Origin of the sequence: Buttiauxella sp. (assembly GCF_035271705.1) — a bacterium.
Classification (GTDB): domain Bacteria; phylum Pseudomonadota; class Gammaproteobacteria; order Enterobacterales; family Enterobacteriaceae; genus Buttiauxella.
This window is the reverse complement of record NZ_DATERI010000202.1, coordinates 1-9,322: the sequence shown is the minus strand read 5'-3', so window position 1 is coordinate 9,322 and position 9,322 is coordinate 1. Positions and strand designations below refer to the sequence as shown.

At 49.6% G+C, this 9,322-nt stretch carries 8 protein-coding genes, 1 tRNA gene and 1 pseudogene; 5 read left to right on the top strand and 5 right to left on the bottom strand.

Annotated features, from left to right (window positions below):
• The 4 genes and pseudogenes from VJY99_RS18060 to trmB form a co-directional block, all read right to left on the bottom strand.
• A pseudogene (locus VJY99_RS18060) lies at positions 1 to 146 on the bottom strand (50S ribosome-binding protein YggL); the annotation flags it as partial.
• A 129-nt stretch (positions 147 to 275) separates the two neighbouring features.
• A complete protein-coding gene (locus VJY99_RS18055; RefSeq protein WP_324120940.1) occupies positions 276 to 992 on the bottom strand; it encodes a DUF2884 domain-containing protein in 717 nt (238 codons plus the stop codon).
• 178 nt (positions 993 to 1,170) lie between these two features.
• Complete coding sequence (locus VJY99_RS18050; protein WP_324120938.1) at positions 1,171 to 1,497, bottom strand: YggL family protein; 327 nt, start codon at positions 1,495 to 1,497, stop codon at positions 1,171 to 1,173.
• Complete coding sequence (trmB, locus tag VJY99_RS18045; protein ID WP_324120936.1) at positions 1,497 to 2,216, bottom strand: tRNA (guanosine(46)-N7)-methyltransferase TrmB; 720 nt, start codon at positions 2,214 to 2,216, stop codon at positions 1,497 to 1,499. The genes VJY99_RS18050 and trmB overlap by 1 nt, the downstream gene beginning before the upstream one ends.
• A gap of 278 nt (positions 2,217 to 2,494) precedes the next feature.
• On the opposite strand from trmB, the gene mutY reads away from it, so the two are divergent.
• The 4 genes from mutY (at position 2,495) to VJY99_RS18025 (ending at position 6,492) form a co-directional block, all read left to right on the top strand.
• On the top strand, positions 2,495 to 3,583 hold the full coding sequence (gene mutY / locus VJY99_RS18040; RefSeq protein ID WP_324120934.1) for an A/G-specific adenine glycosylase: 1,089 nt from the start codon (positions 2,495 to 2,497) through the stop codon (positions 3,581 to 3,583).
• Positions 3,583 to 3,855, top strand: a complete 273-nt coding sequence (locus VJY99_RS18035) for an oxidative damage protection protein (RefSeq protein ID WP_034493327.1) — start codon at positions 3,583 to 3,585, stop codon at positions 3,853 to 3,855. The genes mutY and VJY99_RS18035 overlap by 1 nt, the downstream gene beginning before the upstream one ends.
• 53 nt (positions 3,856 to 3,908) lie before the next feature.
• Complete coding sequence (mltC, locus tag VJY99_RS18030; protein ID WP_324120930.1) at positions 3,909 to 4,985, top strand: membrane-bound lytic murein transglycosylase MltC; 1,077 nt, start codon at positions 3,909 to 3,911, stop codon at positions 4,983 to 4,985.
• Between the two features lie 253 nt (positions 4,986 to 5,238).
• A complete protein-coding gene (locus VJY99_RS18025; RefSeq protein WP_324120928.1) occupies positions 5,239 to 6,492 on the top strand; it encodes a nucleoside permease in 1,254 nt (417 codons plus the stop codon).
• 131 nt (positions 6,493 to 6,623) lie between these two features.
• On the opposite strand, the gene VJY99_RS18020 is transcribed toward VJY99_RS18025, so the two are convergent.
• On the bottom strand, positions 6,624 to 8,768 hold the full coding sequence (locus tag VJY99_RS18020) for an ornithine decarboxylase (protein ID WP_324120926.1): 2,145 nt from the start codon (positions 8,766 to 8,768) through the stop codon (positions 6,624 to 6,626).
• Positions 8,769 to 9,203: 435 nt separating this feature from the next.
• Here VJY99_RS18020 and VJY99_RS18015 point away from each other — a divergent pair.
• Positions 9,204 to 9,279: transfer RNA gene (locus VJY99_RS18015), tRNA-Phe, on the top strand.
• Positions 9,280 to 9,322: the final 43 nt, after the last annotated feature.

The window sequence follows — 9,322 nt, the reverse complement described above, 5'->3', positions numbered from 1 at the left end:
TCACTGGTGCGAATATCTTCCGCTTTGTGTTCTTCAAGCCATTTGCGCACCAGAGCCTGATGCTCTTCGGTGCATTTGCCGATTTCCTGCAGGCAGATTAAGCCTTCCCAGGAGAAGTGGCCGCCGCCATCAAAAGCCAGGCCATTTTTATACCCAAAATAATTCGAGTGGCATTGCGGCGGCAAGAGAGCAAGTCCCAGGGATCTTACATAAGTAAGTGACCAGAGCGCGGGAGCGCCGCCAACAAAGATGCAGCTTGAAGTATGAAGGGGATATTATTTTAGAGTCTCGACCAGGCCCTTCCGCTGCCCTTCCAGCGTCACGACTTTGCTACATACGTCGCGGCCAAACTGCTCGAAATCTTTTTCCTGATTTTTCCACTCATTCTGAATCGACGTCTGCAATCCGCCGAGGCTACCCAACACGCCTTGCAACGGATTACCGCCGCCTTTTAGAACTGCTTTTGCACCCATTTCATTGATGCTGTCCTGCAAGATGCCACCCATCGCCTGATTTACCAGTTGTTGCCCATCAGCACGAACCTGATCAATCGCTTTATAGTGGAACGTTAAACCATCCTGACGCGTTTCAATAATGCGGCTCATTTGCTCTTTAAGCTGCGCATCGAGCTTAGTCAGACGGCCACGCATATTGCTGCTCTCACCGACTTCCTGAGCGATGATTTTATCCAGCGCGACACGCCCTTTTTCAACACGGGTCAATGCGCCGTTGTTGATCCACGGGAGATCTGCGCGCAACGCTTGCTGATAATTCACCGCCAACTGGCGCTGCGTTGCGTTTAAAGTGTGGGGTTTGCCGTTGAATTGCAGGCTGCCGTCCGGGGCAATAACCAAGTTACCGTTCTCGCCAACAACCTGAACTGATTGCGGGTTGATTACCACGTCATCGCGAGGTGTGACGCTGCATTTATAGTCGGCCTGCGCCTGCATCGCGGTGAGTAGCAGTACGCCCATCAGAGCCTTACGAATCATAGTTACTCCTAAAAAAAAGGCCGGTTTTCACCGACCTATTTATGCTGCAAATACCCAAAAGATTTCGAGTTGCAGGAAGGCGGCGACGCAGTGAATCCCCAGGAGCTTACTGAGGTAAGTGACTGGGGTGAGCGAGCAAAGCCAACGCACATGCAAATTGAAAGATTACGGGTATATATCAATCCCACCAAACATCAAACAGATCACTGGTGCGAATATCTTCCGCTTTGTGTTCTTCAAGCCATTTGCGCACCAGAGCCTGATGCTCTTCGGTGCATTTGCCGATTTCCTGCAGGCAGATTAAGCCTTCCCAGGAGAAGTGGCCGCCGCCATCAAAAGCCAGACCATTTTTATCGATAACATCGTCAATAAACGCATCAACGGTTTTATCAATTTGTTCTTCGGAGGTGCCTTCCGGGAAACGCCATGCAACAGAGAACCCCAATTCCTGGAATTCGTCGATGTGCATTTTCTTACGCAAACGACGGCTACGATTTATTGCCATTACTTTACCCTCTCGAACATTAAGTCCCATACGCCATGACCAAGACGATGGCCACGTTGTTCAAATTTGGTCACCGGACGTGAATCCGGGCGCGGTACGTAGTCGTTACTCTGCGACTGGTTTTGATAACCGTCGATAGAGGACATCACTTCGAGCATGTGTTCGGCATAAGGTTCCCAGTCGGTTGCCATATGGAACACGCCACCCAGTTTCAGTTTACTTTTCACCAACTCGGCAAACGGTACTTGAACGATACGGCGTTTATTATGACGTGCTTTGTGCCATGGATCAGGGAAAAAGAGCTGAACCATAGATAAAGAATTGTCAGGAATCATTTTTTGCAGCACTTCAACCGCGTCGTGACACATCACCCGTAGGTTCTCAACGCCCTCTTCATGGGCTGTTGCGAGACATGCACCTACACCTGGCGAGTGTACTTCAATGCCCAAAAAGTCCTGCTGTGGATTAACCTGAGCCATTGTGACAAGCGAAGTTCCCATGCCGAAACCAATTTCCAGCGTTACTGGCGCTTCGCGACCAAACAGGGCTGCAAAATCGACAGGCGCGGTTTCATATTCAACGCCCATCACCGGCCAATAGTTTTCCAGTGCGTGCTCCTGCCCTTTAGTGAGGCGGCCCTGGCGGCGCACAAAACTACGAATCCGGCGCATTGCGCGGCCTTCTTCATTAAATTCCGGTGAGATGACGTCATTTTTCATGGTGTTCAGGCTTTAAGTTAGTGTTCGTGAAACGGGCATTATCCAAAGTTAATGATGAGAAGCAAGCACCAGAAAGTTCCAGTTTACAGCACGGAGCCGTCTGTGCTGGAATCAGCCCCCTATACCCAAGTTACTTCAAGATACAGGTAGGCGGCAATCGAGTGAATTCCGATAAGCTTACTTGAGTCAGTGATTCGGGTGAATGAAAGCAGCCAACACCCCTGCATATTGAAGGGTGACGGGTATAATTCACACATTTATCGGATGCCGGGCAACCTATGACACAAGCGCCGCAATTCTCCCACCAGGTTCTCGACTGGTATCAAAAATACGGCCGCAAAACCCTGCCATGGCAACTCGAAAAAACGCCTTACAAAGTATGGCTGTCTGAGGTGATGTTGCAACAAACGCAAGTTGCCACCGTCATTCCTTACTTTGAGCGCTTTATGGAACGCTTCCCGACAGTCATTGATCTCGCCAATGCGCCGTTAGATGAAGTGCTGCATCTGTGGACCGGACTGGGTTATTACGCTCGCGCCCGTAACCTGCATAAAGCCGCACAAATGGTAGCAAATCAGTACAATGGCGTGTTCCCGGAAACCTTTGAAGAGGTTTCAGCACTTCCCGGCGTGGGCCGTTCTACCGCAGGTGCAGTCCTTTCACTTTCACTGGGTAAACATTTCCCGATCCTCGATGGCAATGTGAAACGAGTTCTCGCACGTTGTTACGCCGTTTCTGGCTGGCCGGGTAAAAAAGATGTTGAGAAGAAGCTTTGGGACATCAGCGAGCAAGTGACACCCGCGCAAGGTGTTAGCCAATTTAACCAGGCGATGATGGATCTGGGTGCAATGGTTTGCACGCGCTCAAAGCCAAAATGCGAACTTTGCCCGGTCAATAATATTTGTCAGGCGTATGCAAATAATAGCTGGGCGAGTTATCCAGGTAAAAAACCCAAGGTGACAATACCCGAGCGCACCGGCTATTTCCTGATGATGCAGCATCAACAAAGTATTTTACTTTCCCAGCGCCCGGCCGTGGGTCTTTGGGGAGGTTTGTACTGCTTCCCGCAGTTTGAAACCGAAACGCAGTTACACGACTGGCTAGTACAACGCCAAATCCCAGCAAATAATCTCACGCAATTAACCGCATTCCGTCATACTTTCAGCCACTTCCATTTGGATATTGTCCCGATGTGGCTCCCGGTGCTTTCATTTAGCGGGTGCATGGATGAAGGAACCGCTCTCTGGTATAACTTAGCGCAGCCTCCGTCCGTAGGACTGGCCGCCCCTGTAGAGCGTTTATTACAGCAATTACACGCCGATCCGGTGGTACTGATACCCGCCCGAGTCGTTGAAGAGGATGAATGATGAGCAGAACTATTTTTTGTACTTACCTGCAACGTGACGCAGAAGGCCAGGATTTCCAGCTTTATCCAGGCGAACTGGGCAAACGTATTTATAACGAGATCTCTAAAGAAGCGTGGGCGTTGTGGCAGACCAAGCAAACCATGCTTATTAATGAACGAAAAATGAGCATGATGAACCCAGAGCACCGCAAAGAGCTGGAAGCTGAAATGGTCAACTTCCTGTTCGAAGGCAAAGAAGTCCACATCGAAGGCTATACGCCGCCAGAAAAATAAAAATACAGGGGGCCATCGCCCCTTATGCAAACTCAACAAGCACACCCGGAACGATGAAAAAATTTCTCGCGCTAGCTCTGGTTGTCCCGTTGCTCATCTCATGTTCGAGCAAAAAAGAAAACGCCTATAACGAGGCTTTTGTTAAGGACACCAATGGTTTCGATATTTTGATGGGGCAATTTGCTCATAACATCGAAAATATCTGGGGCATAAAGGAAGTGTTGATTGCGGGTCCTAAAGACTACGTGAAATATACCGACCAATACCTGACCCGTAGCCACATCAACTTTGACGAAGGTACGATTACCATCGAAACCATTGCCGGCACCGAACCGGCCGCACACTTGCGTCAGGCAATCATTAACACGTTACTGATGGGTGACGATCCGGGGTCTATCGATCTTTATTCCGATGCCAACGATGTGGTTATCTCCAAAGAACCGTTCCTGTATGGCCAGGTGCTTGATAACACCGGCCAGCCAATTCGCTGGGAAGGGCGCGCGTCAAAATTTGCTGATTACCTGCTACAAACACGCATGAAAAGCCGCAGTACTGGGTTGAAAATCGTTTATAGCGTGACCATCAATCTGGTACCAAACCACCTTGATAAACGTGCACATAAATACCTTGGCATGGTACGCAAAGCGTCGAAGAAATATGGTGTCGATGAGTCCATGATCCTGGCAATCATGCAAACGGAATCGAGCTTTAACCCGTATGCAGTGAGCCACGCAGATGCACTGGGCCTGATGCAGGTTGTGCAGCACAGCGCAGGGGTTGATGTCTTTAAATCCCAGGGGAAATGGGGCAAACCAAGCCGCAGCTACTTGTTTGATCCTGAAAGTAATATCGATACCGGTACGGCTTATCTGGCGATTTTGCAAGACAGCTATTTGAGCGGAATTGATAACCCAACCTCGCGCCGTTATGCAGTGATCACCGCGTATAACGGTGGTGCAGGCAGTGTGCTACGCGTGTTCAACAACGATAAGAACCGTGCATACAGTATTATCAACAGCATGACGCCAGGCGATGTGTATCAGACACTGACCACACGCCATCCTTCAGCGGAATCACGTCATTATCTGTACAAAGTGAATACCGCACAGAAGGCCTATCGTCGGCGCTAATCTTCAGTATGTTGTCTCTCCTGCCATTCATTTTGACGGCAGGAGAGACAACCGCCGCTGTTTTCTGCGCCTCAATGAGCAAAAAATGCAAGTCTGGTCACTATTCTCGAATGTAACTTGAGGATGTTTTCATTTATTTGCTGAATGTATCAAAAATAACCTTCCTGTACTGTTAATGTTACAATAACAACATATCGAAACAGATATGTGATAAATGCAACATTCTATAGGACAATCCTGTGAGGAAATTTTCATGAACCTTAAGCTGCAGCTTAAAGTACTTTCGTTTCTGCAGTTCTGCTTGTGGGGTAGCTGGCTGACCACGCTCGGCTCATACATGTTCGTCACCCTCAAGTTTGATGGTGCGGCCATCGGCGCGGTATACAGTTCATTGGGTATTGCGGCGGTATTCATGCCAACGCTGCTGGGTATCATTGCGGACAAATGGATTAGTGCGCGCTGGATCTATGCGGCCTGTCATCTGGTTGGCGCCATCACATTGTATTTCGCCGCCCAGGTTACCTCACCGAGTGCGATGTTCGTTGTGATTCTGCTGAACTCGCTCGCATACATGCCAACGCTTGGGCTGGTGAATACGATTTCTTACTACCGCCTGCAATCCGCAGGATTGGATATCGTAACCGACTTCCCACCTATTCGTATTTGGGGAACCATTGGCTTCATCTTCGCCATGTGGGGTGTGAGTTTCTCAGGTTTCGAATTAAGCCACATGCAACTTTATATCGGTGCAACTTTGTCATTAGTGTTAGCCATTTTCACCCTGACACTGCCACATATTCCCGTTGCTAACGCGCAGAAAAACCAAAGCTGGAGCTCGATGTTAGGGTTAGACGCGTTCGCACTGTTCAAAAACAAGCGCATGGCTATTTTCTTCATCTTCTCCATGCTGTTGGGTGCTGAGCTGCAAATTACCAATATGTTTGGTAATACCTTCCTGCACAGTTTTGATCAAAACCCGCTGTTCGCCGGCAGCTTTATTGTCGAACATGCGTCAGTACTGATGTCTATTTCGCAAATTTCTGAAACCGTATTTATCCTTACGATCCCATTCTTCTTGATTCGTTACGGCATCAAGAACGTGATGCTTATCAGTATCGTCGCGTGGATGCTTCGCTTTGGATTGTTTGCCTTTGGCGACCCAACACCAATGGGTACGGTATTGCTGGTATTGTCGATGATCGTCTACGGTTGTGCCTTCGACTTCTTTAACATCTCTGGTTCTGTGTTCGTTGAACAAGAGGTTAAACCAGAGATTCGTGCCAGCGCTCAGGGCATGTTCCTGATGATGACGAACGGGTTTGGTTGCATCCTGGGCGGGATTGTCAGCGGGAAAGTGGTGGAGAACTACACAACGGCGGGGATCACCGACTGGCAAAGCGTCTGGCTGATTTTCGCCGGTTATTCACTGGTGCTGGTCTTTGCCTTCCTCGCACTCTTCAAATATAAACACGTCAGAACACCAGCGGTTACCCTGCCGACAGCCTGATAGTTAATGCAGCAGTTTCAATACCCAAAATAATTCGAGGTGCGGGAAGACGACCGGACCATAAGCCCCCAGTCACATAGATAACTATGTGGCTGGGGCGCACGCTGCAGTCAACACACCTGCAACTTGAATTATGACGGGTATTTAATCATATAACCGTAAAGACGCTTAATTCCATCCGCATCCGTTTCGCTATACACACCCTGCAATTCCGGTGAGAAGCCCGGCAGCAAGTTCACACCTTCTTCCAGTGCAAGGAAATAGCGCAGCGCAGCGCTACCCCAAACTTCACCCGGTACCACACACAACACACCTGGTGGATAGGGCAATGCGCCTTCAGCAGCAATACGCCCTTCTGACGCACTCAAACGCACTAGCTCGACGTTGCCACGGATAAACTCACTGTTTGCATCTTGTGGATTCATTGCAACGGCGGGCAGGCTGGCTTTGCGGAACATCGCTTTTTGCAGATCCTTCACCGCAAAGCTGACGTAAAGATCATGCACTTCCTGGCAAAGTTGACGCAGCGTGTAGCCTTTATAACGTTGTGAATACTTCTGATAGATAGTCGGCAGTACGTCCGCCAATGGCGTGTCATCTTCAATATGCTGCTCAAACTGTGCCAGCATCGCTACCAGATGCGCCATTTTCTCGCGGCTTTCAGCAGGCGTCAGCAAGAACAGAATCGAATTAAGATCCGCTTTCTCAGGAACAATACCGTTTTCACGCAGGTAGTTTGCGAGGATCGCCGCAGGGACACCAAATTTAGTGTACTGCCCGGTTTGTGGATCAATGCCCGGAGTGGTCAGCAGTAGCTTGCAAGGATCGACAAAATATTCATCCTGCGCATAGCCTTCAAAGCCGTGCCACTTTTCACCTGGTTCAAAACTGAAGAACCGGCGCTCCTGGGCGATGACATCCGTGGGATGATCCTGCCACGGCTTACCCGCAACCACGGGTGGGATAAACGGTTTGATCATCGTGCAACTATTGATGATCGCTTTGCGCGCTTCGATCCCCTGTACCACGCATTCAGCCCACAGACGGCGGCCACTCTCCCCTTCGTGAATTTTAGCATTCACATCAAGGGCCGCAAAAAGCGGGTAAAACGGGCTGGTTGACGCATGCAGCATAAACGCATTGTTCAGGCGCTTATGCGGGCAAAAACGCGCTTGCCCACGCAGATGGTTATCTTTTTTGTGGATCTGAGAAGTCTGTGAAAAACCGGCTTGCTGCTTATGCACCGATTGCGTGACAAAAATACCTGGATCGTTCTCGTTAAGATCCAGCAGCAACGGCGAACAGTCAGCCATCATCGGAATGAATTGCTCGTACCCTACCCATGCAGAATCAAACAGAATGTAATCGCAAAGATGACCGATGTTATCCACTACCTGACGGGCGTTATAAATCGTGCCGTCGTAAGTCCCAAGTTGGATAACCGCAAGGCGGAATGGGCGTTTTTCTTGCGCACGGTCTGGGGCAACTTCTGCAATCAATTCACGTAAATACGTTTCATCAAAACAGTGCGCATCAATTCCGCCAATAAAACCAAACGGATTGCGAGCGGCCTCAAGATAAACCGGAGTCGCTCCCGCCTGAATCAACGCGCCATGATGGTTGGATTTATGGTTGTTGCGGTCGAAAAGCACCAGGTCGCCTCGAGTCAGCAGCGCATTGGTGACGACTTTATTCGCAGCCGAGGTACCATTTAACACGAAATAGGTTTTATCGGCGTTAAAGACTTTGGCCGCAAACTTCTGTGCATGTTTGGCAGAGCCTTCGTGGATCAGTAAATCGCCGAGTTTAACGTCTGCATTGCACATATCTGCACGAAACAAATTCTCGCCGAAGAAATCATAGAACTGGCGTCCCGCAGGATGCTTTTTGAAAAACTCACCGTGTTGGTGACCAGGGCAAGCAAAAGTGCTGTTTTCCATCGCCACATACTTTGTCAGCGTATCGAAGAACGGCGGCAGTAGATTTTCTTCATAGCCAGAGGCCGCTGTTTCCAGCTCCAGATAATCCTGCGCTTTGCCGGTTATCAGCCCAGTGATGCCTGCCTGGTCGCCTGCCCAGTCATCAGCCGCTAAAAAAACAGGAATCGAAAAACCCGTGCGTTTGAGTAACGCCAGAATACCGCTGCGACTATCCGCCACAGAAAGGACAACGGCGGCAATATCGGTAAAATCAGTGCTATCGAGCGAAACCACTTCACGATGTGTTTCAAGTGTGGCAACCACATCGTGGCTGGCGGCAATTTTCAAAGATTTCATATGCACAAATCCCAGAGGTCAAGGATGAGTGAGTGCCTTGTGGCACGGCAAAGGGAGCATTCCCCGGCGAATGTGTCTTGATGGTCTGATGGATATTCCCCACTCCGACCGCCAGACATCAGTAAAACCAGGCATCACCTGATTTTACTGTTGTCCTGCAGTGAGCGTGCGTGCCCTCACCGCATGGTGAGCAAGGGTCTTCGGGATACAGCAGAATGGTGAACGAGCGCCATCGAGAGATGTCGGTGAACATTGACTATAAACATCAATAAGCGCCCCGTTGCGGATGTGTGAAATTTCGCGCAATCATGGCACCTTCTGCACGAGGGTTCAAGGCGATGCTGCTACCTGGAGCACATTATTCGTGCAAACGCACGGTTTATTAATATAAAACCGTTGACGCCAAACAGCCTTTACGGTTTAATGCGCCCCGTTGCCCGGATAGCTCAGTCGGTAGAGCAGGGGATTGAAAATCCCCGTGTCCTTGGTTCGATTCCGAGTCCGGGCACCACTATTTAAAGAAACCAGCCTAAGGGCTGGTTTTTTGCTTTCTG